27 protein-coding genes are annotated in these 26,410 nt (G+C 70.9%); 16 read left to right on the top strand and 11 right to left on the bottom strand.

Annotation, left to right across the window (positions count from 1 at the left end; translation table 11 throughout):
- Positions 1-11 precede the first annotated feature (11 nt).
- Positions 12-959: a prephenate dehydratase gene (gene pheA / locus JKJ07_RS45000; RefSeq protein WP_202998225.1), complete on the top strand. Its 948-nt coding sequence runs from the start codon at positions 12-14 to the stop codon at positions 957-959.
- A 4-nt stretch (positions 960-963) separates the two neighbouring features.
- Here the strand turns inward: pheA and JKJ07_RS44995 are convergent, their stop codons facing one another.
- The 3 genes from JKJ07_RS44995 to JKJ07_RS44985 form a co-directional block, all read right to left on the bottom strand.
- On the bottom strand, positions 964-1,701 hold the full coding sequence (locus JKJ07_RS44995; protein ID WP_202998224.1) for an AIM24 family protein: 738 nt from the start codon (positions 1,699-1,701) through the stop codon (positions 964-966).
- 53 nt (positions 1,702-1,754) lie between these two features.
- Entirely contained in the window at positions 1,755-2,093 is a 339-nt protein-coding gene (locus JKJ07_RS44990) for a metallopeptidase family protein (RefSeq protein ID WP_184957077.1), read from the bottom strand.
- Positions 2,094-2,162: 69 nt separating this feature from the next.
- The gene (locus tag JKJ07_RS44985) at positions 2,163-2,591 is read right to left on the bottom strand and encodes an OsmC family protein (RefSeq protein WP_202998223.1); all 429 of its coding nucleotides are present in this window, start codon (positions 2,589-2,591) and stop codon (positions 2,163-2,165) included.
- 65 nt (positions 2,592-2,656) lie between these two features.
- On the opposite strand from JKJ07_RS44985, the gene JKJ07_RS44980 reads away from it, so the two are divergent.
- The 4 genes from JKJ07_RS44980 (at position 2,657) to JKJ07_RS44965 (ending at position 6,495) form a co-directional block, all read left to right on the top strand.
- On the top strand, positions 2,657-3,454 hold the full coding sequence (locus JKJ07_RS44980) for a hypothetical protein (protein WP_202998222.1): 798 nt from the start codon (positions 2,657-2,659) through the stop codon (positions 3,452-3,454).
- 56 nt (positions 3,455-3,510) lie between these two features.
- Positions 3,511-4,773, top strand: coding sequence for a serine--tRNA ligase (gene serS / locus JKJ07_RS44975; protein WP_202998221.1), 1,263 nt, complete (start codon positions 3,511-3,513; stop codon positions 4,771-4,773).
- A 109-nt stretch (positions 4,774-4,882) separates the two neighbouring features.
- Positions 4,883-5,695 carry an HAD family hydrolase gene (locus JKJ07_RS44970; protein WP_202998220.1) on the top strand — a complete coding sequence of 271 codons (813 nt, stop codon included), beginning with the start codon at positions 4,883-4,885 and terminating at the stop codon, positions 5,693-5,695.
- A complete protein-coding gene (locus JKJ07_RS44965) occupies positions 5,695-6,495 on the top strand; it encodes an HAD family hydrolase (RefSeq protein ID WP_202998219.1) in 801 nt (266 codons plus the stop codon). The genes JKJ07_RS44970 and JKJ07_RS44965 overlap by 1 nt, the downstream gene beginning before the upstream one ends.
- Here the strand turns inward: JKJ07_RS44965 and JKJ07_RS44960 are convergent.
- The gene (locus JKJ07_RS44960) at positions 6,492-7,058 is read right to left on the bottom strand and encodes a bacterial proteasome activator family protein (protein ID WP_202998218.1); all 567 of its coding nucleotides are present in this window, start codon (positions 7,056-7,058) and stop codon (positions 6,492-6,494) included. The two genes, JKJ07_RS44965 and JKJ07_RS44960, sit on opposite strands and share 4 nt — an antisense overlap.
- A 107-nt stretch (positions 7,059-7,165) precedes the next feature.
- A complete protein-coding gene (ddaH, locus tag JKJ07_RS44955) occupies positions 7,166-7,993 on the bottom strand; it encodes a dimethylargininase (protein ID WP_369077015.1) in 828 nt (275 codons plus the stop codon).
- Between the two features lie 67 nt (positions 7,994-8,060).
- On the opposite strand from ddaH, the gene JKJ07_RS44950 reads away from it, so the two are divergent.
- Together JKJ07_RS44950 and JKJ07_RS44945 are read left to right on the top strand one after the other, a co-directional pair.
- Complete coding sequence (locus JKJ07_RS44950) at positions 8,061-8,519, top strand: Lrp/AsnC family transcriptional regulator (protein ID WP_202998217.1); 459 nt, start codon at positions 8,061-8,063, stop codon at positions 8,517-8,519.
- A gap of 40 nt (positions 8,520-8,559) precedes the next feature.
- Positions 8,560-10,368, top strand: a complete 1,809-nt coding sequence (locus JKJ07_RS44945) for a beta-propeller domain-containing protein (RefSeq protein WP_202998216.1) — start codon at positions 8,560-8,562, stop codon at positions 10,366-10,368.
- Between the two features lie 120 nt (positions 10,369-10,488).
- On the opposite strand, the gene JKJ07_RS44940 is transcribed toward JKJ07_RS44945, so the two are convergent.
- The 3 genes from JKJ07_RS44940 to mobA all read right to left on the bottom strand — a co-directional run bounded on the left by JKJ07_RS44940 (position 10,489) and on the right by mobA (position 12,596).
- Complete coding sequence (locus JKJ07_RS44940) at positions 10,489-11,577, bottom strand: T3SS (YopN, CesT) and YbjN peptide-binding chaperone 1 (protein WP_202998215.1); 1,089 nt, start codon at positions 11,575-11,577, stop codon at positions 10,489-10,491.
- A 59-nt stretch (positions 11,578-11,636) separates the two neighbouring features.
- Positions 11,637-11,924, bottom strand: coding sequence for a DUF6457 domain-containing protein (locus JKJ07_RS44935; protein WP_438871505.1), 288 nt, complete (start codon positions 11,922-11,924; stop codon positions 11,637-11,639).
- Positions 11,925-11,996: 72 nt separating this feature from the next.
- Complete coding sequence (gene mobA / locus JKJ07_RS44930; RefSeq protein ID WP_307834773.1) at positions 11,997-12,596, bottom strand: molybdenum cofactor guanylyltransferase; 600 nt, start codon at positions 12,594-12,596, stop codon at positions 11,997-11,999.
- A gap of 102 nt (positions 12,597-12,698) precedes the next feature.
- Here mobA and fdhD point away from each other — a divergent pair, with 102 nt between their 5' ends.
- Positions 12,699-13,526 carry a formate dehydrogenase accessory sulfurtransferase FdhD gene (gene fdhD, locus JKJ07_RS44925; protein WP_202998214.1) on the top strand — a complete coding sequence of 276 codons (828 nt, stop codon included), beginning with the start codon at positions 12,699-12,701 and terminating at the stop codon, positions 13,524-13,526.
- A gap of 5 nt (positions 13,527-13,531) precedes the next feature.
- Here the strand turns inward: fdhD and JKJ07_RS44920 are convergent, their stop codons facing one another.
- Positions 13,532-14,503 carry a DUF4192 domain-containing protein gene (locus JKJ07_RS44920; RefSeq protein ID WP_202998213.1) on the bottom strand — a complete coding sequence of 324 codons (972 nt, stop codon included), beginning with the start codon at positions 14,501-14,503 and terminating at the stop codon, positions 13,532-13,534.
- A gap of 113 nt (positions 14,504-14,616) precedes the next feature.
- Positions 14,617-15,120 (bottom strand): GNAT family N-acetyltransferase, encoded by a 504-nt coding sequence (locus JKJ07_RS44915; RefSeq protein WP_202998212.1) that lies wholly within the window; start codon positions 15,118-15,120, stop codon positions 14,617-14,619.
- A 56-nt stretch (positions 15,121-15,176) separates the two neighbouring features.
- Here JKJ07_RS44915 and JKJ07_RS44910 point away from each other — a divergent pair, with 56 nt between their 5' ends.
- The 5 genes from JKJ07_RS44910 to JKJ07_RS44890 all read left to right on the top strand — a co-directional run bounded on the left by JKJ07_RS44910 (position 15,177) and on the right by JKJ07_RS44890 (position 23,065).
- Positions 15,177-16,064, top strand: a complete 888-nt coding sequence (locus JKJ07_RS44910; RefSeq protein WP_202998211.1) for a fructosamine kinase family protein — start codon at positions 15,177-15,179, stop codon at positions 16,062-16,064.
- 61 nt (positions 16,065-16,125) lie between these two features.
- Entirely contained in the window at positions 16,126-17,133 is a 1,008-nt protein-coding gene (moaA, locus tag JKJ07_RS44905) for a GTP 3',8-cyclase MoaA (protein WP_438871506.1), read from the top strand.
- A 941-nt stretch (positions 17,134-18,074) separates the two neighbouring features.
- Positions 18,075-18,323 carry a MoaD/ThiS family protein gene (locus tag JKJ07_RS44900; protein WP_202998209.1) on the top strand — a complete coding sequence of 83 codons (249 nt, stop codon included), beginning with the start codon at positions 18,075-18,077 and terminating at the stop codon, positions 18,321-18,323.
- A 345-nt stretch (positions 18,324-18,668) separates the two neighbouring features.
- On the top strand, positions 18,669-19,865 hold the full coding sequence (locus JKJ07_RS44895) for a metallophosphoesterase (protein ID WP_202998282.1): 1,197 nt from the start codon (positions 18,669-18,671) through the stop codon (positions 19,863-19,865).
- 68 nt (positions 19,866-19,933) lie between these two features.
- Positions 19,934-23,065 carry a UvrD-helicase domain-containing protein gene (locus JKJ07_RS44890; protein ID WP_202998208.1) on the top strand — a complete coding sequence of 1,044 codons (3,132 nt, stop codon included), beginning with the start codon at positions 19,934-19,936 and terminating at the stop codon, positions 23,063-23,065.
- Here JKJ07_RS44890 and JKJ07_RS44885 read toward each other — a convergent pair.
- Positions 23,052-23,612, bottom strand: a complete 561-nt coding sequence (locus JKJ07_RS44885) for a prepilin peptidase (protein ID WP_307834772.1) — start codon at positions 23,610-23,612, stop codon at positions 23,052-23,054. The genes JKJ07_RS44890 and JKJ07_RS44885 overlap by 14 nt on opposite strands.
- A gap of 134 nt (positions 23,613-23,746) precedes the next feature.
- On the opposite strand from JKJ07_RS44885, the gene JKJ07_RS44880 reads away from it, so the two are divergent.
- From JKJ07_RS44880 to JKJ07_RS44870, 3 genes are all read left to right on the top strand, one after another.
- Positions 23,747-24,406, top strand: a complete 660-nt coding sequence (locus JKJ07_RS44880; RefSeq protein WP_202998207.1) for an LppU/SCO3897 family protein — start codon at positions 23,747-23,749, stop codon at positions 24,404-24,406.
- Between the two features lie 120 nt (positions 24,407-24,526).
- On the top strand, positions 24,527-25,732 hold the full coding sequence (locus JKJ07_RS44875) for an ATP-binding protein (RefSeq protein ID WP_202998206.1): 1,206 nt from the start codon (positions 24,527-24,529) through the stop codon (positions 25,730-25,732).
- Positions 25,733-25,760: 28 nt separating this feature from the next.
- Positions 25,761-26,327, top strand: a complete 567-nt coding sequence (locus tag JKJ07_RS44870; protein ID WP_202998205.1) for a DoxX family membrane protein — start codon at positions 25,761-25,763, stop codon at positions 26,325-26,327.
- Positions 26,328-26,410: the final 83 nt, after the last annotated feature.

The following is a 26,410-nucleotide window of genomic DNA, read 5'->3' as shown; positions in this document are numbered from 1 at the left end:
GACTCCCCACTATGCCGGGAACGCCACCCACGCGCTTCGTCTACCTCGGGCCGGAAGGCACGTTCACCGAGGCCGCCCTTCGCACCATCCCCGCCGCCGAGCACGGTTTGCGCACTCCGGCGCGCAGCGTGCCCGAGGCGCTCGAGGCCGTTCGCGCGGGTGACGCCGACGCCGCGCTCGTCCCCCTGGAAAACTCCGTGGGCGGCGCCATCCCCGTCACGCTCGACGAACTGGTCACCGGCAGCCCGCTCGTGATCACCCGCGAGGTGGTCATCCCGGTCGAGTTCGTGCTGGCCGCCCGCGCGCTGACCCCGCTCGCCGAGATCCGGTCGATCGCGGCCCACCCGCAGGCCTCGGCCCAGTGCCGCAACTGGCTGATGGCCAACGTGCCCGACGCGGTGATCGTCGATGTGCTCTCCAACGCGACCGCGGCCATCGCCGCGGCCTCCGGCGAGCACGACGCGGCCCTCTGCGCGCCGATCGGGGTGCCCCGCAACGCGCTGACCGTGCTGGCCGAGAAGGTCGCCGACCACGCCGACGCGGTGACCCGGTTCGCGCTGCTGAGCCGGCCCGGCCCGGTCGGCGGCCCGACCGGCGACGACGTCACGTCGCTGGCCGTGTCGATCCGGCACGACCAGGTGGGCGCGCTGCTCGCGGTGCTCACCGAACTGGCCGTACGGGGCATCAACCTGTCCCGCATCGAGTCCCGCCCGACCGGCGTGCAGCTGGGGACGTACGTGTTCTTCCTCGACTGCACCGGCCACGCGGCCGAGCCCAGCCTGGGCGAGGCACTGCAGGGCCTGCGCCGGATCTGCGCCGACGTGCGTTTCCTGGGCAGCTATCCCCGCCACCGGCTGACGCCCGAGGCACCCGTGGCATCCCCACGAGGGCTCTCCAACGCCGACTTCGCCGACTCCGCGGCCTGGCTCGCCCGCCTGCGCCGGGGCGACCTCAGCTAACCCGTCAATTACCGAAGATGTTGCCCAGGATGCCGCCCTCTTGCTGGTTGCCGCCGCCTCCGGTGCCGGCCAGACCGGCCGGGGGCTCCTCGGAGGGCTGGACGACCACGAAGCCCTGACCGGAGAAGCTCATCGTGAACCGCTCGCCGGTGGTGCGGCCCAGCAGCGTGCCCAGGCCGAGCTGCTCGGCGCGGTGATAGCCGGTCTGCAGGCCGGCCGACCAGCAGATCGCCGCCTGCGGGTCGACGTAGGTCGGCTGGTCGACCGTGAGCACGACCGGGGTGCCCTTGGTGGTGACCGCGATCCGCCCGTGCCCGCTGAAGACGCAGTTGAACAGGCCGGCGTTCGACATCATGCCGGCGCCCTGCACCATCTTGATGTCGTAGTTGAGCGAGGAGTCGAAGGCGAGCACGTTGGCGCCGTTGATCGAGAGGGCATCACCCGGCTCGAGGTCGATCAGGTGGATGTCGGCCGCGTTGTCGGCGAGAAAGACGTCACCGTTCCCCCGTACGCGCATCAGCGGCACACCCTCGCCGGTGAGCTTCTGCTTGAGGAACTTGCCGATACCGCCCGAGCCGAGGGCCTCGAACTGCACCTGACCCTGGTAGGCGACCATCGAGCCGACGCGCGCCATGAAGTCGCCGTTCAGCTCGGCCTTGAGCAGCTTGGAGTTCTGGAGCCGGAGTCCGGGCTGGGCCGATTCCTTCTCGAGGTTCTCGGCGGAGAAAAGCTCGCTACGCATGTGGTCAGGGTAGGAGAGCTGCACAAACGCGCTCTCCCCCATTCAGGTAGTTATCAGCCCCAGCCCAGCTCGTGCAGGCGGTGGTCGTCGATGCCGAAGTGGTGGGCGATCTCGTGCACGACCGTGATGGCGACCTCGTCGATCACGTCGGTCTCGGTGTCGCAGACGCGCAGCGTGGGGTTGCGATAGATCGTGATGCGATCGGGCAGCACTCCTGCGTAGTCCCAGCCGCGGTCGGTGAGCGCCGTGCCCTCGTACAGCCCGAGCAGGTCCTCGCCGTCCGGCGGGTCGTCCTCGACGACGATGACCACGTTGTCCATGACCTTCAGGAGCTCGGCGGGCACCTCGTCGAGCGCCTCACCGACCAGGTCCTCGAAGCGTTCCCGACTCATCTCGACCGGCACACGAGCAATTGTGCACCGGCCACCTGAGAGCGGCCGGTGCACGTGGGACGCGGTGGATCAGGAGAGCTTGGCGCTCAGGGTGATCTCGGCGCCCGGCGAGAGCAGGCGGGAGATCGGGCAGTTCGCCTTGGCGTCCTCGGCGATCTTCTGGAACGTGCCGTCGTCGACACCGGGCACGTCGCCGACGGTCTCGAGGTCGATCTTGGTGACGCTGAATCCGGCGTCGGTCTTGTCCATGTGAACCTTGGCGACGGTCTCGACCGAGGTCGGCGTGAAGCCGGCGTCGGCGAGCGCCTTCGAGAAGGCCATCGAGAAGCAGCCGGCGTGCGCGGCGCCGATCAGCTCCTCCGGGTTGGTCCCCTCGCCCTCCTCGAAACGAGACTTGAACGAGTAGTTCCCCTGGATGCCACCCTTGCCGGTCTTGATCGTGCCGGAACCCTCGGTGAGGTTCCCCTGCCAGCGGGCCGAAGCAGAACGAATAGGCATACCTGAACGCTAGTCCATCCGGCGACTGCTGGCCGCTCGACCTGGCACAGGGCACCATGGGGGCCATGCCCTCGCAGCAACAGCCGGCCTCGCCTCAGCAGCCCGTCGAGATCGACGTGACCTCGCCCGAGACCGTGGTCGAGTTCGGCCCCGAGCCGCAGGAACGACGCCGGCGCTGGGACTTCTCGGGTCTGAGCCGCGACGTGCTCGCCGACCGCCGCACGGTGCCGCTGGCCGCCGGCCTGGCCGCGCTGGCCGCGCTCGTCTCGGCGCTGTCCGAGTGGCAGGTCACCGTGGTCGACGCCGACTCGATCGGCAACGCGTCGGGCATCCGCACGGTGCCCAGCGGCCTCGACGACCTCGGCACCCTCGGCATCGGCTATGTGCTCGGCCTGTTCCTGCTCGTGCCGGCGGTGGTGCTGACCCTGTTCGGCCCGCCCGCGGCGCGCCGCGCGTTCCGGCTGGCCGGCCTGAGCGTCGCCGGCACCCTGTTCGGGGTGCTGCTCGCGATCGCGGCCCGGCTGACCTCCGAGAGCTACCTGATCGACCCGATCTATCGCATCGCCTTCGACGGCGCCGAGACCACCCTCTCGTACGGGCGGGGGGTGTGGTGCGCCTTCGCCGCGGTGCTGTTCGCGCTGGCCGCGCTCTACCTCGCCGGGCGGCATCTGGCCGGCGCTCCCACCTCCGAGGACGCGCCCGAGGCCGCCGCGACCGAGTTCGAGCCGGCCGAGGCGGTCTGGTCCTGGCGCCGCCCCGCTCCCGGCCGCGACGAGCAGCCCGACGTCGAGGCGCTCGACCTCACCGTGGCCCCGTCGCAGCCGTTCACGTCGTTCCAGGACGATCGGGATCGCCCGAACTGACCGTCGGGGGATATCCGGGTGCTGACCGGACGGGGCCGCCGGTAGGCTCGACTCTCGTGATTGACCTGCGTCTGCTTCGCGAAGACCCCGACCGGATCCGCGCCAGCCAGCGGCTGCGTGGCGAGTCCACCGAGGCGGTGGACGACCTGTTGCGCGCCGACGAGTCGCGCCGATCGGCCACCCAGCGGTTCGAGGCGCTCCGGGCCGAGCAGCGGTCGCTGAGCAAGCAGGTGCCCAAGGCGTCCGGCGACGAGCGGGTCGCCCTGCTCGCCCGCACCAAGGAGCTGGCGGCCGAGGTCAAGGCGGCCGAGGCCGAGACCACGACGGCCGACGAGGCGCTGCGCGCGGCCCACCTCGCGGTGTCGAACGTCGTGCAGGACGGCGTGCCGCCCGGCGGCGAGGACGACTTCGTCGTGCTGCGCGAGGTCGGCGACAAGCCACAGCTCGACGACCCGAAGGATCACCTCGAGATCGGCGAGGCGCTGCGGGCGATCGACACCGAGCGCGGCGCGAAGGTCTCGGGCTCGCGGTTCTACTTCCTCACCGGTGTCGGCGCGCTGCTCCAGCTGGGCCTGCTGCAGATGGCGATCGCCCAGGCGGTCGAGCACGGGTTCATCCCGTCGATCACGCCGTCGCTGGTCAAGCCGGAGTCGATGGAGGGCACCGGCTTCCTCGGCGCCCACGCGAGCGAGGTCTACCGGCTCGAGGCGGACGACCTCTATCTGGTCGGCACGTCGGAGGTGGCGCTGGCGGCCTACCACTCCAACGAGATCATCGATCTGGCCGCGGGGCCGGAGCGGTTCGCCGGCTGGTCGTCCTGCTATCGGCGCGAGGCCGGGTCGTACGGCAAGGACGTGCGCGGCATCCTGCGGGTGCACCAGTTCGACAAGGTCGAGATGTTCTCGTTCTGCAAGCCGGAGGACGCGGCCGCCGAGCACCTGCGCCTGCTCGCGATGGAGGAGGAGATGCTGGCCAAGGTCGAGATCCCCTATCGGGTGATCGACGTGGCCGGCGGCGACCTCGGTTCCAGCGCCTCGCGCAAATACGACTGCGAGGCGTGGGTGCCGTCGCAGGGCCGCTATCGCGAGGTCACCTCGACGTCGAACTGCACGACGTTCCAGGCGCGGCGGCTCAACATCCGCTATCGCGACGCCGACGGCAAGCCGCAGACCGCGGCCACGCTCAACGGCACGCTCGCGACCACCCGCTGGCTGATTCCGATCCTCGAAAATCACCAGCAGCCCGACGGTTCTGTACGGGTTCCGAAAGCGCTGCAACCGTACGTTGGCGGACGCGACATCTTGGAGCCCGCACGCTAACTGTCAATACACCCGTCGGCTACCAGAAGTCATAGCCGCTGGTAGTCGCACGGGTGTACCGTTCTCCTTCCGCCCTCCGCGGGGGTTCGCAAAACCCTCGGAGGTTTCCATGGTCAAGCCTGGTCTCCCCAAGCTCATCGCGACCGATCTTGACGGCACTCTGGTGCGCAACGACGACACCGTGTCCGCGTATACCCACGAGGTGCTCGACCGGGTCCGGGCCGCCGGCATCCGGGTCGTCGGCGCCACCGGCCGCGGCCCGCGGCTGACCACCCTCACCCGCAACGACATCCGGGACGCGGACTTCCTGGTCATGGCCCAGGGCGGCTGGGTGCTCGACCAGGCCGAGTCGACGTATCTGCTGCAGTCGCGGCTGCCCGGCGCGACGCTCGAGCGGGTGCTGACCGAGCTCGAGGCCGAGGTCGGCGAGCTGTCGGTGATGGTCGAGGCGCTGGAGCACGACGACTCGCCGCTCTGGGGCGACTACGACCCCACCTGGCGCTACCCGGTGACCGTGGAGCGCCGCAGCCGCGCCGAGTGCTGCACGTCCGACGTGATCAAGGCGTTCGCGCGCTCCTTCGCGTACGACGTCGACGACCTGCTCGCCGTGGCCCGCCGGATCGTCCCGCCCGAGGTGGCATCCGTCACCCAGGCCGGGCTCAACTACGTCGAGATCTGCCCGGCGAACGTGGACAAAGGCACCGGGCTGGCGGTGGTCGCCGAGGCGGTCGGGGTCGACCCGGCCGACGTGTTGGTCTTCGGTGACATGCCCAATGACCTGCCGATGTTCGCGTGGGCGGGGTGGGGCCGGGTGGCCGTCGGCAACGCGCACGCCGAGCTGCGGGCGGTCGCCGACGACGTGACGCTGACCAACGACGAGGACGGCGTGGCGGTCTATCTCGACCGGCTACTGTCGAGGTGATGGCCACCCCTTACAAGCTCGTCGCCAGCGACATCGACGGCACCCTGATCCGTACGGACGGCACGCTGAGCAAGCGCACCATCGAGGTGCTCGACGCTCTTCCGGTGCCGTTCGTGGTCGTCACGGGCCGGCCCGTGCGGTGGCTGCACCAGCTCTTCGCGCAGATGGCGGCGCCGGTCCCCGCGATCTGCGCGAACGGCGCCGTGATCTACGACGCCGAGCGCGACGAGGTGCTGCGGGCCGACCCGATCTCGGTCGAGCTGCTGCTCGACGTCAGCAAGCGGCTGCGCGAGGCCGTGCCCGACGTCGCGCTGGCCGTGGAGGTCGAGGACGGCCGCTCCTTCTGGTACGAGGAGGCCTGGCCGGTGCGCTGGGAGTCCGACACCCAGGCCGTACGGGTGCTGGCCACCCCGGAGGAGCTGACCTCGGTGCCGGCTGTGAAGCTGCTCGCTCGCTCGGCCAACCACCAGGCGGACGAGTTCTACGAGCTGGTCAGCCGCACGCTGGGCGATATCGCCACGACCACGCACTCGTCGTCGAGCGCCCTGGTCGAGATCAGCGCGGCCGGCGTCACCAAGGCGGCCGGTCTGGCCTGGCACTGCGAGCGTTACGGCGTCGACAAATCCGAGGTGGTGGCGTTCGGCGACATGCCCAACGACATCCCGCTGCTGGCCTGGGCGGGCCACTCGGTCGCGATGGGCAACGCTCACCCCGCCCTCAAGAAGGTGGCCGACGAGATCGGGCCGACCAACGACGAGGACGGGGTCGCGCGTTACCTCGCGGACCTCTACGACATCTAGAGATATTGACCGGTGCGGCCGCCCTCGCCGCCGTCGCGCGGGGTGGGCATGCCGGGGATCGCGCCCATCGGCAGGGCGGGCCGGCCGCCGTTGCCGCCGCGCATCTGCTCGAGCTGGAGCCGGGCGGCCATCTGCTGGGCGACCAGGGCGGCCTGGATGCCGTGGAAGAGGCCCTCGAGCCAGCCGACGAGCTGGGCCTGCGCGATGCGCAGCTCGGCCTCGCTGGGCGGGGTCTCACCCTCGAAGGGCAGCGAGAGCCGCTCCAGCTCCTCGCGCAGCTCGGGGGCGAGACCGTCCTCGAGCTCGGTGATGGAACGCTGGTGGATCTCGCGGAGCCGGCCCCGGCTGGCCTCGTCGAGCGGAGCCGCGCGGACCTCCTCGAGCAGCTGCTTGATCATGCTGCCGATCCGCATGACCTTGGCCGGCTGTTCGATCAGGTTGCCGGGCTCCTCCGGGTTGACCGTCCCGTCGGCGTCGATCGTGCCCATCGGCCGCCCGTCCGGGCCGACCACGATGACGGAGCCGTCTTCCTGCTTCTCCGCGGTGCGCTGTTCGTCGGTCATGCGGACCATCTTCCCGCACGGCCACCAATGATTCGTCAGCGCCCATGCCGTTGTTCGCGTGTCTGCCGTCACGACTGTTCGGGGCCGCGGCCGTCCGCTTGAGTCTTTTACCCCCGCAGTTCGGCCACCGCGCACTTCACGCTGCCGCCGCCGCGCTTGAGCTCGGACAGGTCGACGTGGACGGGCAGATAGCCGGCCGCCCGCAGCTTGTCGCCCATGGCCATGGCCTCGGTGTTGAGGATCACGTGCCGGCCGTCGCTGACCAGGTTGAGCCCGAACGCCTCGGCGTCGGCGCGATCGGCGTGCACCGCGTCCGGGAAGAGCTGGGCCAGCACCCGCTGCGAGGCGGCCGAGAACGCGCCCGGGTAGTAGGTGACGTTGCGGTCGTCGAGGGCGGCCAGCGCGGTGTCCAGGTGATAGAAGGCCGGGTCGACCAGGCGCAGCGAGACCACCGGGCGGCCGAGCACCTCCTGCGCCTCGGCGTGCGCGGCCGGGTCGGTGCGGAAGCCGTAGCCGGCGAGAACCATTCCCCCGTACGCCGCGGGAAGGTACGCGAAGTCGCCCTCGCCCTCGTTGATGTGCTGCGGCCCGGCGAAGCTCCAGCCCTGGGTCGCGTAGAACTCGCGGTGCGCGTCGGCCTCGGCGCTGCGCTCGGCGTGGCGGAACCGGGCGCCGTAGACCGTGCCGTCGACCGAGAACGCCCCGTTGGCGGCGTAGACCATGTCGGGCAGACCGGCCACGGCGTCCAGCACGTGCACCTGATGACCGAGGTCGCCCAGGGTGTCGCGGAGGATCTCCCACTGCTTGAGCGCCAGGACGGCGTCGACCGGCACCGTCGTGTCCATCCACGGGTTGATGGCGTACTCGACCGTGAAATGCTTCGGGGGACACATGAGATATGTCCGGTTTCGCGGCAGGCGCTCGGTGTGGTTCACGAGTTAGAGCGTAGGTAGGCTGCGATGCACGAAACAGCCATAAATCTTGTCCGTTGGGGGCGAATCGTTGCAACTGGACGCCGTAGACCAGCGAATCGTTGCGCTGCTGATGGCCGACGCGCGATCCTCGTACGCCGAGATCGGCGCGAAGGTCTCGCTGTCCGCTCCCGCTGTCAAGCGCCGCGTCGACCGGCTTCGATCCCGCGGGGTGATCAAGGGGTTCACGACCGTCGTCGACCCGGCCGCCGTGGGGTGGACGACCGAGGCGTTCGTCGAGCTCTTCTGCACCGGGCGCACCACTCCGGCCCAGATCACGGTGGCCACCCGGCGGCATCCCGAGGTCGTCGGGGCGTACACGGTCTCCGGTCAGGCCGACGCCCTCGTGCACCTGCGGGCGGCCGACATCGGGCATCTCGAACAGGCCTTGGAACGGCTGCGGGCCGAGCCGTTCGTCACCTCGACGCGCAGCATGATCGTCCTGTCCCGGTTGGTCGAGACCCCCACGCCGGTTCCCGCCCCGGAGTAGCGAGGGGAACCGGGCCGCGGGCCGGCGCGTCCAACCGGACATGTCGCGTCGATCCTGGCTCTGGTCCGCGCTCGCGGTTCTGCCGCTGGCGGGCTGCACGGCGTCCGCTCCTTCCGCGTCGCCGCCCGCGCCCGCCCCACCCCTGAAACTTGTCGCCTTCGACTCGTGCGCCCAGCTCGAGAAGGAGTTGCGCGCCGCCGCCGAGCTGAGCAGCACGGCCGAGCGGGGCAGCGCCCGTCTCGCGGTGCCCGACAACGCCCGCGCCGCCGACTCGGTGGCCGGTCCCGCGCATTCGGGCACCAACGTGCACGAGGCCGGCGTCGACGAGCCCGACATCGTCAAGACCGACGGCAAGCGCATCGTCACCATTTCCGGCGGCGTGCTGCGCGTGGTCGACACGGCCTCCCGTACGCAGGTCGGGCGGCTCGAGCTCGGCGTCCAGGCGTACGGGGAACCGACTTTGCTTCTCGCCGGCGACCGCGCGCTGGTGCTGGCGGACGGCGGCGGCGGCCCGATGCTGCGCGAGGACTCGCGGATGATGCGTCCGACGAGCGGCCGCTCCGAGGTGCTGCTGATCGACCTCGCCGCCGCCCAGCCCCGCCTGATCAGCCGCTATCGGGGCGACGGCCGCATCATCGACGCCCGCCAGCAGGGCAGCACGGCCCGGGTCGTGCTCAGCAGCGGGCCGGAGTTCCGGCTCCCGTTCCGCGGCGACACCGTGCCCGAAAATGTGATGCAGGACGACCGGAACGCCATCGCGGCCACCCCGGTCGACGCCTGGCTGCCCGACTGGGAGATCACCACCGGCGGCACGACCACCAAGGGGCAGCTCGACTGCGCGGCGGTGAGCCGGCCGGAGTCGTTCTCGGGCATGACGATGCTGCGGGTGCTCTCGTTCGACCTGAGCGCGGCCGAGCTCGACGCCGGCGATCCGGTCGCGATGGTCGCCGACGGGGACGCCGTCTACGGCACGAGCGACAGCCTCTATGTCGCGAACAACGAGACCTGGCGGTTCAACACGGCCGCCTCCGGCACGTCGCGGGTCGCCCCGCCCGACGGCACCGACATCTACCGCTTCAGCCTGCCGCCGGTCGGCAAGCCCGCGTACGTGGCCTCGGGCAAGGTCCCCGGCCATCTGCTCAATCAATACTCGATGTCCGCCTGGGAGGGGCACCTGCGGGTGGCCACGACCAGTTGGAAGGACGACGCCTCGGCGGTGCGGGTGCTGGCCGAGCGGGACGGCAAGCTGGTCGAGGTGGGCGCGGCCGAGGGCCTGGGCAAGGGCGAGCGCATCTACTCCGTACGGTTCATCGGCCCCCGCGGCTACGTGGTGACCTTCCGGCAGACCGACCCGCTCTACAGCCTCGACCTGTCCGACCCCGCGAAGCCCCGGGTCACCGGCGAGCTGAAGATCAACGGCTTCTCGTCGCACCTGCAGCCGGTCGGCGAGAACCGGCTGATCGGCATCGGGCAGGAGGCGGACGACCAGGGCCGGCCCCTGGGCCTGCAGGTGTCGCTGTTCGACGTGACCGACCCGGCCGCCCCCAAGCGGCTCGACCAGCATGTGGTGGCGGGCGGGCAGTCCGAGGCCGAGGCCGACCCGCACGCGATCCTCTGGTGGCCGGCGACGAACCTGCTGGTGCTGCCGGTGGACGACGCGGCGCTCACGCTGCGGGTGACCGGCGACCGGCTGGGCGGCGACACCAGGCTCGCCCCGGCCGCCGCCTCGGCCGGGCCCGTGCGCCGCGCCGTGGTCGTCGGCGACGTGCTCTGGTCGATCACCGGCGAGGGTCTGCTCGCCACCAATGCGTCCACCCTGGACCGCGTCGCCTGGGTGGATATGAGGTAGTCCGTGACGCCGTAACAGGGCTTGCCCGCATCGGTCCGCCTCAGCCCCGCGTGGCCGGCACGACAGCCCTGCCGAGCCGCCCGGTTCCGTCCGCCCCGACGGACCGGGTGGCTTTGGGCGCTACAGATACATGCCCGTGCGGTGCTCGTCGGCCGGGGCCTTGGCCGGGGACGGCTTGTCGCCCTCGCCGAAGAACCGCTTGCCGCCGAACTCGCCGTGCAACCGGTCGTCGAGCTCGTCGGCCAGGCCGGTCATGACCTGCACGGCCAGCATCAGGTGGGTGGCCTGGAAGTTGCGCCCGAAGACCGGGATGGACGCCCACACCGTGTCTTGCGCGCAATAGAGCCGGCCGATCGGCATCCGGTTGGTCAGCTCGGACAGCTTCACGTAGAGCTGCTCGGTCGGCTCGACCTCGGTCAGGATCGGCGAGAAGACGTCGACCAGCGGCGGATTTTCCCGCACCCGGACGAAGACCATCGCCGACCCGGCCCGAATGCCGATGTCGCCGTCCGCATCCACCTGCAGCTGGTCGGTGGCGGTCTTGGACATGGTCGCGACCACCGTGCGGACCCGCTCCTCGAGCGGGACGACCTCGTCGGCCGCGTCGGCCAGGGCCGCCGACAGCGCACCGTCGTCGTCGAGGTCGTCGAGGTTGAGGTCGCCGTCGATGCTCGGCTCGTGCCGGGCGGTGGCCAGCGGCGCCGCCTCGATCGGCTCGTCGTTCTCGTCGTGCACGAGGTAGACCAGGAACGCCGGGTGCGGCGCGCCGTAGACGTCGCGCATGGTGCGCGCGACCACGGTGGCGAGCCGCTTCGAGCTGTCCTGAGTGGAGCTGAGGCCGAACGAGTCGCCCGAGCCGGCCAGCACCCCGGGGGGCGACCAGCCGAGCGCGACCAGGTCGGCGATCGAGGCGCGATCCATCCGATAGCCCTCGGGCAAGCCCGCGTTGCCGATCGCCAGCGCCTCGACCACGCCGCCCTCCAGCACACGGATGCTGACCGAATAGACGGCCATGCCGGTGCCGGAGGCGGTCGGATCGAGGGTCAGGTCGATGTGGGCTCCCGGCGCGAGCGTCGGCAGCAGGTCTGCCAGGGCTCGCGCGAACTCACGCCATGCCTCGCCGACCTTGGCCCGAAGATCGGCCGTGGTCGGCTCGTCGAGGAGCACACCCTCGTTGGTCTCGCCGCCCTCGGCGCTCTCTGCCGTCATGATCGTCACCTCCGCTCCCGCCACCCTATCGAGCCGTGTCCGCCCGCTCTCCCCCTCTCTCAGGAGATGGGCGATTCCTCCCCCACGTTCGCCTCGCTGGGCCAGTCGAGGGCGAGGTCGCTCAGCTTGTCGGCGAGCGCGGACGGGTCGGCGCCCCGGCCCGCGGCCAAGCCCAGCAGGTATGCGGTAACCGGCGCCCCCGGGCGCACCACGCCATGGGCCACGTCGCGGGCGAGATCCAGCACTGTTTGGACGGGGACGTCGGCGGGATCGATGCCCGCCTCCCCTGCGGCGGCGATCAGCCAGGCGTCGAGCTCGTTCATCGTCGTCATATCCCGTCGGCTCATGCTGCGAATTTCCCGCCATCTTTCCTGCTGCCGACCGAGTTGATCATCGTGTTTCCGGCCACTACAAGTGGATCAACGTGCCCATTCTTCGGCGGTGCGCAAGTCGTCGTCGGTGTCGCAGTCGAACCACGGCGGCGGGCCCGGGCGGCGCCACGAGACCTCGGCCACTCGCAAATGGTTCATCAGGTCACGAACCGAGGCGCCGTCGAGGCTGCCGCGCTCCTCGGCCAGCTGATTGACCGCCTCGCGCAGCGCCGCCGTGCGCCAGACGCCGCAGAGCATCTGCCGCCGGCCCTCGGCGTCGCGATAGACCGCGCCCTGCATCGGCACCGACTCGGCGGTCAGCCGCAGCACATCGATCGCCTCACCGGTGAGCAGCGGCAGGTCGGCCGCGAGCAGCGCCGTGTAGGTCACCGTGTCGGGCACCAGCGCGAGACCCGCCGCGGTGGCCGCCACCGGGCCGCTGCCGGGCGGATCCTCCCTGGTGGAATGCACCGGCACGGGCAGATCGGGCGGGACCTTGCCGACGACGATGCGGGGGTCGGCGTCGTGCACCGCGGCCAGCACGCGAGTCAGCATCGACTGACCGGCCACGGGCAGGGTCGGCTTGTCCGCGCCACCCATTCGCCGCGCAGCTCCGCCGGCCAGCACCACCGCCGCAAATCCCCCCACGTACGTACCGTATCCCGACCGCGTGTCGAGCGTGAGCGCGCGCTCAGTAACCAGACGTGGATCACTCCCGTCCCGGCGGTCCCACGGGCCTACTCTCGATGCATGGCGAGGACGATGACCCGGCGGCCAGTTGTAAAGATCAACCTCGACGCGGCCGGTGACCCGCGGCGCCGGCCCGACGACCTCGCCGCCGAGGAGCCGCTGGAGATCCGGGTGCGCAAGGCCCCGCTCGCGGTCACCATGCGCACCCCCGGGCACGACATCGACCTGGCCATGGGCTTCCTGCTGACCGAGGGCGTGATCGGCCACGCCGACGACGTGGTCACCGCCCAGCTCTGCGCGGGCACGGACACCCCGAACACGTACAACGTGGTCGACGTGGTGCTCGGCGCCGACGTGCCGCCGCCGGTGACCGACCCGAGCCGCAACTTCTACACGACCAGCTCGTGCGGGGTGTGCGGCAAGGCCAGCATCGACGCCGTCCGCACCCGGTCGCGCTTCGACGTCGCGGGCGACCCGCTCCGCGTCCCGGCCACCACCCTGGCCGAGCTGCCCGACCGCCTGCGCGCGGCCCAGCGCACCTTCGACCGTACGGGTGGGCTGCACGCGGCCGGGCTGTTCACCGCGGGCGGCGAGCTGCTGGTGCTGCGCGAGGACGTGGGCCGGCACAACGCGGTCGACAAGGTGATCGGGTGGGCGCTGCGCGAGGGCCGGCTGCCGCTGACCGGGCACCTGCTGCTGGTCTCGGGGCGGGCCAGCTTCGAGCTCACCCAGAAGGCCTGGATGGCCGGCCTGCCGCTGCTCGCGGCCGTGTCGGCGCCGAGCACGCTGGCCGCCGAGCTCGCCGACGAGGCCGGCATGACGCTGGTCGGCTTCCTGCGCGGCCCGAGCATGAACGTCTACTCCGGCGCCGAACGCGTGACCGTCTGACCTGCTCACCGGGAATCCTCGGGCCCGGCCTGGACGGCCTCGAACAGCTCGTCGACCAGCTCGTGGCTGACCCCGGCGGCGATCAGACGGTCGAGCGCCCACGAGAAGCGGTGCGCCGGGTTGTGCAGCAGGGCCCGGTCGAGCGCGACCCGGGCCAGTGGGCCGAGCTCGGCCCGCCACGCCGAATACGCCAGCAGGGCCGCCGCCGGGGCGACCCAGATCGGCTCCACCCGGCGCGTCACCTCGGTCCACAGGGCGACCCGCCAGTACTCCTCGCGGGTGCGCTCGACGGCGAAGTTGAACACCACCGGGTCGGCCAGCAGCACCCCCAGCAGGGCGGTTTCCTTCAGGGTCAGCGTCGAGCCGGAGCTGTACCGCTGCTCGGCCAGCTGAACGAGAAGACGGCCGGTCCACTCGATCCCCTCGGGCGGGCCGGAGCCCCGGGAACAGATCTCCGCGGTCAGCGCCCGCATCTGTTCCCGCTGCTCGCCTTCGACGCCCGCGACCTGCGCCACCAGGTCCTTCCGATTCGGCAGCGCGACTTGGCCCTGATAGACGGCGGCGGCGGCGATCGGCGAATGCGGCGAGGGCACCGGATTGCCGTCGGGCGGGCAGCAGTGCGGCTTGGTGCAGTCGTACGACCACCAGCGCCCGGCGGTTACGCGCACCCGATCCAGAACCCGGACACCGTGGCGCCGGAGATCGTCGGAGAACCTCCGCACCGTGCGGTCGACCGGATCGGGCGGCCCGAACCCCAGGACCGACACCGCCTCCACCTCGTGAGCGGCGATCAGCGGCGCTGTCGCATCGGCGACGTCGTCCGGCGCCACCAAGTCATGCCGCGCGGCGAAGTGCACCGCCGAGCCGACCGTGCCGATCACCACGACGCAGTCGGACGGGTGGAAGCCGAGCAGATAGGGCGTGATGGCGATGAGGTCGGCGGTGTTCCGGACGGTGATCCGGCAGTCGGGTTTCATGCCGGGCAGAGTGGCCCTCGAGGCGGCCCCGCCGCTCGGCCTCGGCCCGGCCTGTGGACGACACGCCGGGTTGTCCACCGGCCCGATTCACGGGCCCGCAGGTCGGAGCGTTCCTACGACCGGAACTGAAGCTCGTGCAGCTCCAGGCTGTCGTGCTGGCGGTCCGGCTCCGAGCTCTTCAGGTCGAGGGTCAGCTCGATCGACGAGACCACGTCGTACCCCGCCGCGTGCAGGCTGCGGATCGCCTCCACGTTGCGCGACTCGGGCGAGATCGTCAGGGAGGTCATGCTGCGGCGGCGGGCCTCGTTGGCCACGTGACGCAGCAGCTTGCGGCCCACGCCCTTGTGCCGGTGCGAGATCGTCACGACGATCGGCTCGACCTCGCCCCCGCGCCCGCGGATCACGAGCCCGACCAGGCCGATCACCCCGTCGTCGGCATGGTCGGCGACCCACAGGCCGCCCAGGTCGAGCCGGGTGAGGTATTCCTCGAACCCCTCGCCGCCGTCCTGATCGGGCACCCCGTACATCTGATTGTGCTGATTTGTCAGCTCGGCCCACAGGCGACGACCCGCGGAGTGGTCACTCGGACGGTACGAACGCACTGTGACAGGGCTCATGCCGACATTTTGACTCCGATTTCGGGCATCCGTAAGCCGAAGCGCAAGATAAGCCCGTGGACCAGGCGTACTTGCGCGCGCACCCCGAGCACCTCCCGACATTTCTCACCCACCAGCGCATCCGTGAAACACCGGTGGGCGGCGGGAGTGTGTCCTCGGCCAGCCGGCTCACGCTCGACGACGGCACCTCGATCTTCGCCAAGATTTGGCCGTCGACCTCGGGCGAACCGCCGACCGGTTTCTTCACGGCCGAGGCGTCCGGCCTGGCCTGGCTGCGGGCCGCCGGGGTCCCGGCGCCGGAGGTCATCGTCGCGCTGCCCACGATGATCGCGACCGAGTGGATCGAGCCGGGTGAGCCGACCCGGGCCGCCGCGGAGCAGCTGGGGCGCGACCTGGCCGAGCTGCACCGCTCCGGCGCCGACACGTTCGGGGCGCCGTGGATCGGTTACATCGGCCCGCTCCCGCTCGACAACACCCCGGCGACCGGGCCGTGGAGCACCTGGTTCGCCGAGCGGCGGCTGCTGCCCTATCTGCGGGCCTCGGCCGATCGCGGCGCCCTGACCAGCACCGAGATCACGCTGGTCGAGCAGATCATCAACACCCTTCCCGCGTACGGCGGTGACGAGGCACCCAGTCGCACGCACGGCGACCTCTGGCCCGGGAACGTGCTCTGGGCCGCCGACGGCCGGGCCCGGCTCGTCGACCCGGCCGCGCAGGGCGGTCACCGCGAGACCGACCTCGCCCAACTGGCCCTCTTCGGCGGAGCGCCCTACCTGTCGACGATCCTCACCGCGTACGGGGAAGTGTTTCCGCTTGCCGACGGATGGCGGGCCCGCGTGCCGCTGCACCAACTGCATTTGTTGCTCGTGCACACGGCGGCGTTCGGCGGCAGCTATCGCGCGGACGTGCATGCGGCTGCGCTGTCCACCCTGCGCGGCGTGTGATCCCCGTTCTTCGCCAGGGGTCATCGGCCGATTCAGCGGCTAGATTCGATCTGTGAGTACTGTGATCCCGCTCGCCGACCGGTTCGGGCGGGTGGCGACCGATCTGCGCGTGTCGCTGACCGATCGCTGCAACCTGCGCTGCACCTACTGCATGCCCGAAGAGGGCTTGGCGTGGATGCCGCGCGAGCAGCAGCTCACCGACGACGAGGTGGGCCGGCTGATCCGGATCGCGGTCGAGATGCTCGGCGTCCGGGACGTGCGCTTCACCGGCGGCGAACCGCTCCTGCGGCGGGGCCTGGTCGGCATCGTGCGGGCCGCGGCCTCGCTGTCACCCCGGCCCGACCTCATGCTCACGACTAACGGGATCGGGCTCGAACGGCTGGCCGGGCCCCTGCGCGAGGCCGGGCTCGACCGGGTCAACGTCTCGCTCGACACCCTCGACCCCGTACGGTTCCAGGCCCTGACCCGGCGCGACCGGCTCGACGACGTGCTCCGCGGGCTGGCCGCCGCGGCCGCGGCCGGGCTCACTCCCGTGAAAATCAATACGGTCCTGATGCGCGGGATCAACGATGACGAGGCCCCCGCGCTGCTGCGGTTCGCGCTCGATCATGGTTATCAGCTGCGCTTCATCGAGCAGATGCCGCTCGACGCCCAGCACCAGTGGGACAGGCACACCATGGTCACGGCCGATGAGATCCTGGCGTCCCTTTCCCCGTACGGGCTGCTGCCGGATTTGGTTTCACGTGGAACGGCGCCCGCGGAGACCTGGCTCGTGCCCGGCCATGTCGACGCCGCCGGCGAACCGGCCCGGGTCGGCGTCATCGGCAGCGTGACCAGGCCGTTCTGCGGCGACTGCGACCGCACCCGCCTGACCGCCGACGGCCAGGTGCGCGACTGCTTGTTCGCTCGCGAGGAAAGCGATCTTCGCAAACTGCTGCGTGATGGTGCTCCTGACGCCGAGGTGGCCGAGGCTTGGCGGGTCGCCATGAGCGGCAAACGGGCCGGCCACGGCATCGACGACCCTGCGTTCCTCCAGCCCACCCGGCCTATGTCTGCCATTGGCGGTTGAGGTGATCGTGCGTTCCGCACCGACCGCCGAGGTCATTGGGCGAGCGTTACCCATCGTCGCGGTCCCCAGGACTGCGCCACCTACCGTGGCCACCACGACGTCACCACCGACCGCCGCAGCCACCACGACAGCACCACCTATCGCCACGACCGCTGGACGAGCGCTACCCACCACCACAATCGCCAGGAAAGCGCCACCAGTCGCGGCCACCACGACGGCACCACCCACCGCCACGGTCGCTCGGCGGACAATACTCACCACCGCGGTCATCAGAACAGCGCCACCGACCACCGCGAGCGCCACGACCGCACCACCCACCACCACGACCGCTAGACGAGCTCTACCCACCACCACGACCGCTGGACGAGCGCTACCCATCACCACGATCGCCAGGACGGCGCCACCGACCGCCGCGATCGCCACGACGCCGTCACCCACCGCCACGGTCGCTCGATGGGCACTACCCACCATCGCGGTCATCAGAGCAGCGCCACCAACCGCCGCGATCGCCACGACCGCACCACCCACCACCACGACCGCTGAGCGAGCGCTAAACAGCGCCACCGGCCACAACGGCACCACCCACCGCCGCGGTCGCTCGGCGGGCACTACCCACCATCACGGTCATCAGAACAGCGCCACCAACCGCCACGACCGCTCGGCGGGCGCTACCCACCAACACGATCGCCAGAACAGCGCCACCGACCGCCACGAACGCTGGACGAAGGCAACCACTCATCACGGTCGCCAAGGCAGCGCCACCGACCGCGGCCACCACGACAGCGCCACTGATCACGGCGGTCGCCTGGACCGGCGCCCGGTCAAAACGGTCACCGCGTCGTTCAGCATCGGTTCCGGGCGCGGCGGTTGCGAGCGGAGGCCGTCGTGATCACTCTTAATTGCCGGGCCGGAGTGCCCGAAGCTCGCGATCGGAGACTTCCGTGGCCACGCTGACCGTCCGCTACTTCGCCGGAGCACGCGCCGCGGCCGGCGGAACGCGCAGCGAGACCGTCGAAGCCGCGACGCTTGACGACTTGAAGCAGCTGCTGACCGACCGCCACGGCGAGCGCCTCGGCGTGGTGCTCAAGGCGGCCAGCTTCCTCGTCGACGGCCTGACCTGCCACGACCAGGCGGCCCCGCTGCCTGCCGCCGCCACGATCGACGTGCTGCCACCCTTCGCGGGCGGCTGAACGGGCGGCTGAACAGGCAACGCAGCCCGTTGCCGCCACCGGCACCAAAGCCACAGCGGCCCGGGCGTCGCGAGCGGGCCATTCCGACGGCATCGCCCGCGCCGCCCGGCTAGCTGAACTCCTGCGGGCTCCGGATGTCGCTCGGCGGTCAGGAGCTCGGGCCGCACGAGCCGGTGGCCGTCAGGCGGGTGAGCAGATCGCCGAAATGCCGTACTTGCAGAGTTACCGGCCCTGAGACGACGCACACTGCGGGGAGGCTCGTCAGTCTGCTTTCAGGAAGAGCCTGGACACTGTGCGGCAGGTAAAGCTGGGGAGGACGTCTTGGTGGTATTCGTCGGGCTGATCATGGTGGTCATCGGCCTGATCCACTTCTATCTGTGGAAGCGGCTCGTCAAGGATCCGCTGCCGCCGGGGCGGGCTCGTCGGATCGGAGCCGTGATCGCGGTCGCGCTGGCCGTGCTGGCGCCGGCCACCTTGATCGGGGTGCGGTCGGGGGCGGTGCCGTGGCTGGCCTGGCCGGGCTACCTGTGGATCGCGCTCATGTTCTACCTGCTGGTCACGCTGGCGGTGCTCGAGATCCCCCGGCTCGCGCTGGTGCTCTGGTGGCGCTCCAGAAGGCGTACGGGGAAGGCAAGCGCAAGCAGGATCACGGTCGAGCCTGCCCCCGCCGAGGCCGGACAGGTGCTCACCGCAGTGGACAAGCCCGACGAGGGCGACGGCGGAATCGAGCGGCGCGTGCTCCTGGCCCGTGGAGCGGCGATCTTCGCGGGACTGACGGCGGCCGGCGTCACGGGCTACGGCGTCAAGACGGCGCTCGGCGGCCCCCAGATCGCGCGGATCCAGGTGCCGCTGGCCAAGCTGCCCCGGGCCATGGACGGCACCCGGCTGGCGGTCGTGTCCGACATCCACCTCGGCCCGCTGACCGGCATGAATCACGCCCGGCGGATCGTCGACGTGATCAATTCGGTGCAGGCGGACATCGTGTGCGTCGTCGGTGACCTTGTTGACGGCAGCGTTGCGGAGCTGGGGCGGTTCGCGGCACCGCTGGCCGAGATCCAGTCGCGGCAGGGGGCGTATTTCGTGACCGGCAACCATGAGTACTACTCGGGCTTCCAGGAGTGGGTCGACGAGGTCGCGCGGTTGAACATCCGGCCCCTGCGCAACGAGCGCCTCGAGCTCGGCGGCCTCGACCTGGCCGGCGTCAACGACCTCGGGGGCGCCGACGCGGGCGACCCGCCGGATTTCGCGAAGGCGCTCGGCGACCGTGACACCGCGCGGCCCGTGGTGCTGATGGCTCACCAGCCGGTCGCCGTGCACGACGCGGCCCCGTACGGGGTCGATCTTCAGGTTTCCGGTCACACCCACGGCGGCCAGATGGCACCGTTCAACCTGCTGGTGGGCCTGCAACAGCCCGTGACGTCCGGGCTGGGCACGGTCGACGGGGTGCCGGTCTATGTCACCAACGGCGCCGGCTTCTGGGGGCCGCCGGTCCGGGTGGGAGCGCCGCCTCAGGTGAGCGTGGTCGAGCTGCGCACGAAGTAGACGAACATCAAGATCCGTAATTTCGTCAAGGCGTGGCGATTCGTGCGAGCGATGGGGGGCGTGACAGGATGCAGCGCGTGCCCTCGGACATCGCAGGGTCCTCGGTCGCCGCGGACGCTTACGTCGCGGATCTTCACATCCACTCGCGCTTCTCCCGTGCCTGCAGCCGTGACCTGACGCTGCCCAACCTGGCCTGGTGGGCGCGGCGCAAAGGCATCGCCCTGCTGGGCACCGGCGACTTCACGCACCCGGCCTGGTTCGACCATCTGCGCGAGAGCCTCGTGGAAAAGGGACCCGGGCTCTTCGGTTTCTCCGACGAGCCCGAGGTCACCAAGCGGCTGCCCGGCTCGCTGCAGGCCGCGCCGGCCGCGTCGTTCATGCTCAGCGTCGAGATCTCGACGATCTACAAGCGGGACGACCGTACGCGCAAGGTGCATCACCTGATCTACATGCCCGGCTTCGCGGCGGCCGCGAAGTTCAACACCGCGCTGGGCCGCATCGGCAACCTGACCGCCGACGGCCGCCCCATCCTCGGCCTCGACTCGCGCGACCTGCTCGAGATCACGCTGGAGGCGGGCGGCTATCTCGTGCCCGCGCACATCTGGACCCCGTGGTTCTCGGCGCTGGGCTCGAAGTCGGGCTTCGACGCGATCGCCGACTGCTATGCCGACCTGGCCGAGCACGTCACCGCGGTCGAGACCGGCCTCTCGTCCGACCCCGAGATGAACTGGCGGGTGTCCAGCCTCGACCGTTATCGCCTGGTCTCGAACTCGGACGCGCATTCCCCGGCCGCGCTGGCCCGGGAGGCGACGCTGTTCACCGGCGAGCCCGATTACGAGGCCGTCAGAAACGGGATCGGGCTGGCCGGGACGCTCGAGTTCTTCCCCGAGGAGGGCAAGTATCACGCCGACGGGCATCGCGCCTGCGGGGTGAACTGGGCGCCCGAGCGCACCCGCGAGCACGGCGGCCGCTGCCCCGAGTGTGGCAAGCCGCTGACCGTGGGCGTGCTGAGCCGGGTCGAGGATCTCGCGGATCGGCCGCTCGGGTTCGACAAGGGCGGCCACGTCGAGCACCTGATCCAGCTGCACGAGATCCTGGGCGAGATCGAGGGCGTCGGCCCGAAGTCGAAGACGGTCGAGAGCCGGCTCAACCACCTGGTGGCGACGCTCGGGGCCGAGCTCGACATCCTGCGCAAGGTGCCGCTCGACGCGATCAAGCAGGCCGGCGGGGACGAGCTGCGCGAGGGCATCGAACGGCTGCGGCGGGGGGATGTGCGGCGGGTCGCCGGCTACGACGGCGAGTACGGGGTGATCACCCTGTTCGAGCCGGGTGAGCTGCGTAATCGGGCCAGTGCGCCGCAGGTCGAGACGCTCTTCGACGTGCCGCAGCAGCGCAAGCCCGAGCCGATCGCCAAGCCGAAGCCCGCCAAAACGCCCAAAGTTACGAAAAATCCGGCCCCGCCGATCGCGGTTCCGGCCAGCCCGCACGAGCCGTTCGAGCCCATGCTGGCCGGCATGGAAGAGGTCGGCACCGGCCTGCTCGACCGCCTCGACGCGATGCAGCGAGTGGCGGCCTCGGCCCCCGGCGGCCCGCTGCTGATCGTGGCCGGCCCCGGCACCGGCAAGACCCGCACGCTGACCCACCGAATCGCCTATCTCTGCGCCGAGCTGGGTGTCTTCCCGCACCGCTGCCTGGCCATCACGTTCACCCGCCGCGCCGCCGGTGAGCTCCGCGAACGCCTCGACTCGCTGCTGGGCGACGTGGCCGAGGACATCACGGTCGGCACGTTCCACTCGGTCGGGCTGGCCATCCTCAAGGAGAACGCGAAGGCCGCGGGCCTGGGCGCGAACTGGCGGATCGCCGACGAGAGCGAGCGGGCCGAGGCGCGCGAGCAGGCCGGGGACGACGACCACGCGTACGCGAAGCTGCTGCGCCAGCAGGACCTGGTCGACCTCGACGATCTGATCAGCCTGCCGGTCGCCCTGCTGCGCGACGACCCGGCGCTGGTCGAGAAGTACCGCAAGCACTGGCAGTGGATCTTCGTGGACGAGTATCAGGACGTCGACGAGACCCAGTACGAGTTGTTGCGCCTGCTCAGCCCGTCGGACGGCAACCTCTGCGCGATCGGCGACCCCGACCAGGCGATCTACTCGTTCCGCGGCGCCGACGTGAAGTACTTCCTGCGCTTCAACGAGGATTTCGTCGACGCCCGGCTCGTCCGGCTGACCCGCAACTACCGCTCGTCCGCGCCCATCGTGGCCGCGGCCGTGCAGGCGATCGCCCCGTCCTCGCTGGTCAACGGGCGCCGGCTCGACCCGGCCCGGCTCGACCCGGAGGCGCCGCTGGTCGGTCGTTACCCGGCGGCCAGCGTCGCCGACGAGGCCGACTTCGTGGTGCGCACGATCGACGACATGGTCGGCGGGTTGTCGCACCGGTCGCTCGACTCGGGCCGCGTCGACTCCCGCTCGATCGCGGCCGGCAACCTGTCCTTCTCGGACATCGCCGTGCTCTACCGCACCGATTCGCAGTCCGGCGCGATCGTCGAGGCGCTCTCCCGGGCCGGCGTGCCGGTGCAGAAGCGCTCGCACAACCGGCTGCGCGACCGCCCCGGCGTGCAGCTGATCGCCCGCGAGCTGCGCCACGCCGGCGCGGGCGCGCTCGTCACTCGGGTCAAGCAGACCGCCGAGCAGCTGGCGCAGCGGTTCGCCGCCCCCACGCTGGACGGCGAGCAGCTCGCCCCCGAGGACATCTGGACCGCGGCCGACCTGCTGCGCCCGCTCGCGGAGCGGATCGGCGACGACATGCCCCGCTTCCTGCAGGAGATAGCGACCGGGGCCGAGGTGGACGCGCTCGACCCGCGGGCCGAGGCGGTCAACCTGCTCACCCTGCACGCCGCCAAGGGTCTCGAGTTCCCCGTGGTCTTCCTGGTCGGCTGCGAGGACGGGCTGCTGCCGCTGCGCTGGCCGGGTGGCTCCCCCGAGCCGGACGAGATCGCCGAGGAGCGCCGGCTGTTCTTCGTCGGCCTGACCCGGGCCCAGGACAGGCTGTATGTGAGCCACGCGGCCCGCCGGTTCCGGCACGGCAGCGAGCGCGAGCAGAGCCCCACCCCGTTCCTCGACGTGATCGACTCCGGCCTGTTCGAGCGGCTGGGTGACACTGTGCCGTCCCGCCCGAAGGATCGGCAGCTCAGGCTGTTGTGATCCCGATCAGGGCCCCGATCAGCAGGGCGGGCCCGAACGGCAGCGGGCGGCCGCGGCGGGCGAGCAGCATGACCAGCGCGATCGGGCCGTTGATCAGATGCGGCACGACCAGGCCGACGAGCACCGCGGGCCAGCCGGCGAAGCCGAGCATCGTGGCGATCACGGCGGCCAGCTTCACGTCGCCGAGTCCCAGGCCACGACCGGGCAGAAGAGCAATTCCCAGGTACGTCGTCAGGACCACTCCCCCGGCCACGAGCGCGAGGCCGATCCGCTCGGGTCGCATGATCGCCAGCGGCAGCACGGTGACGATCGCGAAGGCCGCGACCAGCCGGTCGGGCAGGCGCAGGCAGCGCAGGTCGATCAGGGCCAGCAACAGCCCCGGGATGGTGGCCAGCAGGTAGAAGGGCAGCATCGGGGCCGGGCCCAGCGCCCTGGCCAGCAGTGCGCACACCGCGGCGCCGGCGAGCACCGCGTAAGGGGTGCGGGCCAGAAGGACGGCCATGGAACCGCCGAAAACGGCTGCGAGGATCACGATTGGTACGGGCACGGATCGGGACCGTAGTGGCCGGACGGGCGAAGTGCGGGTCGTGTTGTTGACACCGGCGGCGATTCCGTCCGGGTTTGTGTCGGCCCCGCACGCTACGGTGGCAGCAGCGTAGCCCGCTTCCGGAGGAAATTCTGATGTCCCAGAACGGCCCGTATTCCGGCCCGCCGTGGTCGCACGGGAGCTCCGACGAGCCGTATGCGGAGCCCTCCGACCCGTGGGGTGATCCCGGGGCACAGGTTCCGGAGCAGAATTCCTGGGGTGGCCACCCGCCGTCGATCCCGCAGCAGCCGGTGAGCTTCCACTCGGCGCCGATGGCCCCGGTGAGCGGCGGCAGCTCCTCATGGGACAGAACCCCCGTGCCGCCGAAGCGCAACACCCCGATCATCGCCCTGGTCGTGACTCTGGGCGTGCTTATCGTGATCGGCCTCGGCACGACGGCGTGGCTGCTCAACAAGCGCGCCGAGACCCAGCGGCAGCAGGCCTCGCCCGACGTGTCGGCCAGCGAGCAGGTGGCCGGGCCGGTGCCGCAGGGCAGCGAGGACGCACGGTTCTATGTGAAGAAGGGCGACTGCGTCGTCAACGAGGGCACCGACGACGAGCCCAACATGCGCGTCACCCCCTGCACAACGGGCACCTATGAGGTGCTGGCGCACTTCGTCGGCAAGGCCACGGGTGAGAAGGACGCCGAGCGCAAGTGCTCCAAAGTGTCCGGGTATACGAAGTGGTTCTTCTACGACAGCGCGCTCGACGACCTCGACTTCGTGCTCTGTCTCAGGGAGCACCCGACGAGCTAGACCCCTCTAGCCCTTTCTAGCGCTCAGGCTAGAGAGCGGTAGACCTTCCTCGACGGCAATCGCGAGGTTTTACTAGCGCACTCTAGCTATTTTGCTAGACGACCCGATACGGTGCTATCCGTGGATCCGGTGAGGAACCCGTACGCTCCCGGCGCCGGCCAGCGCCCACCCGAGCTGGCCGGTCGTGACCGCGAGCTCGACGCGTTCGACGTGGTGCTCGAGCGGATCGCCCGGGGCCGCCCCGAGCGCAGTCTCGTGCTCACCGGCCTGCGCGGCGTCGGCAAGACCGTGCTGCTCAACACACTCCGCTCGGCGGCGATCGGCCAGCTGTGGGGCACCGGCAAGATCGAGGCCCGCCCCGACCAGTCGCTGCGCCGCCCGGTCTCGGCCGCGCTGCACATGGCGATCCGCGAGCTCGCCCCGCACCACCGCGACCCCGAGCGGGTCGACGACGTGCTGGCCGTGCTCAAGGCGTTCGCGCTGCGGGCCAACGACAGCTCGGCCAAGCTGCGCGACCGCTGGGCCCCGGGCATCGACGTGCCGCCCGCCCGCGGCCGGGCCGACTCCGGCGACATCGAGATCGACCTGGTCGAGCTGTTCACCGACGCCGCCACCCTCGCCACCGACGTGGGCACGGGCATCGCGCTCTTCATCGACGAGATGCAGGATCTGGGGCCGGCCGACGTCTCCGCGCTGTGCGCCGCCTGCCACGAGCTGTCCCAGCTGGGCGCCCCGTTGATCGTCGTCGGAGCCGGGCTGCCGCACCTGCCGGCCGTGCTCTCGGCCGCGAAGTCGTATTCCGAGCGCCTCTTCCGCTATCAGCGCATCGACCGGCTCGACCGGGTGGCGGCCGACTTCGCGCTCTGCGCCCCGGCCGCCCGCGAAGAGGTCGAATACGAGGCGAAGGCGCTCGACCTGCTCTACGAGAAGTCCGGCGGATATCCGTACTTCGTGCAGGCGTACGGGAAAGCCACTTGGGATCATGCGCCGCAGTCCCCCGTCACCGACGCCGACGTGCGGGTGGCCGCCCCCGAGGCCGAGGCCGAGCTGGCGGTCGGCTTCTTCGGCTCCCGGTTCGAGCGGGCCACCCCGGCCGAGCGCGAATACATGCGCGCCATGGCCGCCCTCTCCGGCGAGCCCGACAACGACATGGACGCCGCGGTGCCCACCGCCGAGATCGCCACCGCGCTGGGTCGCAAGCCGGCCAGCCTCTCCCCGGCGCGCGACGCGCTGATCAAGAAGGGCCTGATCTATTCGGGCGAACGGGGCACGGTCGCCTTCACCGTGCCGCATTTCGGCCGTTACCTGCGCACGCAGCCGGTGTGAGCCGCGCCCGGCGGGTATAACCAGATTCATGAAGCCCGTACGCACGGCCGCCCGCGCGCTGCTCGCCTCGATCTTCGTCGTCCAGGGGGTGCGCTCGTTCACCAAGCCGGACGACTCCGTGGAGGCCGCCGGTCTCGTCACCGAGCGGGTCAAACCGCTCCTCGAGAAGGTTGATCCGCGCATCCCGACCGACACCCGCACGCTGGTGCGGATCAAGGGCGCGAGCGACGTGATCGCCGGGCTCGCGCTGGCCACCGGTCACCTCACCCGTCCCGCGGCGGCCGTGCTGGCCGCCGGCCTGGTGCCGGCGACGATCGCCCACGCCCGCGAGGATCAGAGCCACTTCCTCAAAAACCTGGGCCTGCTCGGCGGCTTGCTGCTGGCCGCGGTCGACACCGAGGGCCGCCCGGGCCTGGGTTATCGGGCCGGCCACGCCGTCGACCGCTCGCAGCTCGCCCTCAAGCACGCGGCCGACCGGTCCGAGCGGTCGATCAAGCGGTCGCAGCGCTCGGTCAAGCGGGCCGTCCGCACGGCCCGGCGCGAGGCCAAGATCGCCGCGATGAGCGCGGCGACGGCGCGCAAACTGCCCGGCTAACAACCTCGCCGCGATCTCCGCGTTAAAGCGAGCGAGGGGCTCGCGGCTTCGCGGCCGCGAGAGCGACGGGGGTCGCGCCATGC

The sequence above is a fragment of the Paractinoplanes lichenicola genome (genome assembly GCF_016785085.1).
GTDB classification, from domain to species: domain Bacteria; phylum Actinomycetota; class Actinomycetes; order Mycobacteriales; family Micromonosporaceae; genus Actinoplanes; species Actinoplanes lichenicola.
Note: the sequence above shows the minus strand (reverse complement) of the source record. Positions and strands in the feature narration are given on the sequence as shown.

Coding starts and splice junctions, on each gene's coding strand:
- pheA (WP_202998225.1), top strand. CDS start 12: ATGCCGGGAACGCCACCCACGCGCTTCGTCTACCTCGGGCCGGAAGGC.
- JKJ07_RS44995 (WP_202998224.1), bottom strand. CDS start 1,701: ATGCGTAGCGAGCTTTTCTCCGCCGAGAACCTCGAGAAGGAATCGGCC.
- JKJ07_RS44990 (WP_184957077.1), bottom strand. CDS start 2,093: ATGAGTCGGGAACGCTTCGAGGACCTGGTCGGTGAGGCGCTCGACGAG.
- JKJ07_RS44985 (WP_202998223.1), bottom strand. CDS start 2,591: ATGCCTATTCGTTCTGCTTCGGCCCGCTGGCAGGGGAACCTCACCGAG.
- JKJ07_RS44980 (WP_202998222.1), top strand. CDS start 2,657: ATGCCCTCGCAGCAACAGCCGGCCTCGCCTCAGCAGCCCGTCGAGATC.
- JKJ07_RS44970 (WP_202998220.1), top strand. CDS start 4,883: ATGGTCAAGCCTGGTCTCCCCAAGCTCATCGCGACCGATCTTGACGGC.
- JKJ07_RS44965 (WP_202998219.1), top strand. CDS start 5,695: ATGGCCACCCCTTACAAGCTCGTCGCCAGCGACATCGACGGCACCCTG.
- JKJ07_RS44960 (WP_202998218.1), bottom strand. CDS start 7,058: ATGACCGACGAACAGCGCACCGCGGAGAAGCAGGAAGACGGCTCCGTC.
- JKJ07_RS44945 (WP_202998216.1), top strand. CDS start 8,560: ATGTCGCGTCGATCCTGGCTCTGGTCCGCGCTCGCGGTTCTGCCGCTG.
- JKJ07_RS44940 (WP_202998215.1), bottom strand. CDS start 11,577: ATGACGGCAGAGAGCGCCGAGGGCGGCGAGACCAACGAGGGTGTGCTC.
- JKJ07_RS44935 (WP_438871505.1), bottom strand. CDS start 11,924: ATGAGCCGACGGGATATGACGACGATGAACGAGCTCGACGCCTGGCTG.
- fdhD (WP_202998214.1), top strand. CDS start 12,699: ATGGCGAGGACGATGACCCGGCGGCCAGTTGTAAAGATCAACCTCGAC.
- JKJ07_RS44920 (WP_202998213.1), bottom strand. CDS start 14,503: ATGAAACCCGACTGCCGGATCACCGTCCGGAACACCGCCGACCTCATC.
- JKJ07_RS44915 (WP_202998212.1), bottom strand. CDS start 15,120: ATGAGCCCTGTCACAGTGCGTTCGTACCGTCCGAGTGACCACTCCGCG.
- JKJ07_RS44895 (WP_202998282.1), top strand. CDS start 18,669: ATGGTGGTCATCGGCCTGATCCACTTCTATCTGTGGAAGCGGCTCGTC.
- JKJ07_RS44890 (WP_202998208.1), top strand. CDS start 19,934: ATGCAGCGCGTGCCCTCGGACATCGCAGGGTCCTCGGTCGCCGCGGAC.
- JKJ07_RS44880 (WP_202998207.1), top strand. CDS start 23,747: ATGTCCCAGAACGGCCCGTATTCCGGCCCGCCGTGGTCGCACGGGAGC.
- JKJ07_RS44870 (WP_202998205.1), top strand. CDS start 25,761: ATGAAGCCCGTACGCACGGCCGCCCGCGCGCTGCTCGCCTCGATCTTC.